Consider the following 1,892-nt stretch of genomic DNA (forward strand, 5'->3'; position numbering starts at 1 on the left):
AAGATCGCGACGAAGGCCTCGACCTTGGACTACCAAAACGAAGGGACGTGGTATGAAGGGGCGATCAACGAAGCGACGAAAGTCACGCTAGGCGACCCCGAAGTGGTGAAGCTGACGGTTCGTGCAGGGGAGAATGTGTCGGAAACGGGCATGGTGTTGGACCCTTTGGAAGCGAACGAAGGGACCTTCGAGCACGAGATGCGGTATGATGTGGACCTCCTGCCGGTGGAGGTAGTCTCGACCGACAAGTTCCTCGCCGGGTCGTTTGATATTCCCGATGGCTGGGAAAGCCTCGAGATGGAGTTCGTCGGGCCGGGGGGCGAGAACCTCGGGAAATACCGCCAGTTCCTCGGCGGAGGCTCCACCAAAATCTACGACCGGGTAGAGGAAATCCTTAGCGAATCAGATGTGGCATCCGGCGGGCAGGCGGACTCCCAAAAAGTCTGGTTCGTCAAAGACTCCGAAAACGACCGGAAGATCAATTTTTACACCTGTTTCAACTCTCTTGGAGAAGCCGAGATCAAGCTCTATCTCAATGGCTCCTCAACTGCGATCGGGAGCATCAGCCAGGAACTCAAGGCGGAGCAGGAATTCTCCGACATCATCGATTACGTCGATGACTGGGTGAAGGGTGATTCGTTCGATTTTCCGGATACGACAGAGCCCCCGCTCGGGCTGATGGCCGCGCCGATGGCGGCGCAGAGCCAGAGCGTTTTCGGTGAAGAAGAAATCAGCAATCTCACCCGCGCGGCGCTCATCCCGTTCTTCAACGTCATCAACCAGGTCGAGGGCTTGTCGTCAGTCGCCGTCGGGCTGTTCGACGGCGTCCGCAACGGCCTCGAAGACGACTGGGAATTCATCAAGCTCATCGGGCAGTCCGCCGTAGCTGCGGGCGACTTCGCTCATCAGCAGGCGCTGGCCGAACTTCAGAAGTGGAGAAACAACCCGCTCAAGCGTGCCTCGGAACTCAAACAGCTTGCCGACAAGATCTGCGAAAATTGGGTCTTCGAGCCGATGCGCGAACTGCGCGAGGAACTGAGCTCGTGGGAAGGATTCAAACGACGAGCGTGGCAAACGATCAGGCGAGCCCGCCAGATCAATCAGAAAGCCTGGACGCTGACCAAGAGTGTGTGGGGCGGCATCGTCGATGAACTTACCGAATGGGCCGATGACTTCTGCGACCGCATGATGATCGGCTCGGAGAAGGCGCACTGGGAAAACTCGCCTTGGGCCAAGGACCATCTCTTGGCAGAGATCAACAGCGAGACGCGGCTGATGTGTTACACCTTCGGTTACACGTTCGGCTATATCGCCGAACAGATCGCCGTCGAGGCATTGAGCGCGGGCAGCGTGAAGATCGCGCAGGTGGCGACCAAAGGAGGAGTCTCGCTGGCAAGCAACTTGGCGAAACGAACCGCAGCCAACCTGGCGGCCCGCGCCCACATGCTCAAACGCATGCTGGCCGAGGCTTCCGAAGAACTCTCCTCCGCAGCCGTGGCAGCCTACCAGCGTGGTCTTTCGCTGGCGTCCACGGGTCCGACCGGCCCCGGCTTCGACCGCTGCGCCATGGAGATCATGCAGGAGGGCGCGAACGCCGGGAGGATGATTTGGCGAGACTATGTCGACGACATCGTCGGTAAAGTCAACATCCGCCAGTTCGTCAAGCAGGGCGGCGAGCACATCATCGAGCGCCAGACCGCCCGCCTCATGGAAATCCTCGGCGACGACTTCAGCGCCCAGATCGCGCGCAACTTCCTCAAGGTCGCCGACGAGGTGATCCTCGTGCCGAAGGCGGAAGGGACGGTGGACGACTTCTTTGAAGCGTTCTTCAAGGCTTTCGAGGGCAACCCGAGCCTGATGAAGCACGCCGACGACATCACCGTGAAGGTTGG

General features: G+C 59.4%; 1 protein-coding gene. It reads left to right on the forward strand.

Annotation, left to right across the window (positions count from 1 at the left end; all coding sequences use genetic code 11):
* The coding region (locus HNR46_RS20475; protein WP_184022563.1) for a hypothetical protein at window positions 1–1,892 on the forward strand (1,892 nt) is incomplete at both ends.

It is taken from the genome of Haloferula luteola (assembly GCF_014201715.1).
Taxonomy (GTDB): Bacteria; Verrucomicrobiota; Verrucomicrobiia; order Verrucomicrobiales; family Akkermansiaceae; genus Haloferula; species Haloferula luteola.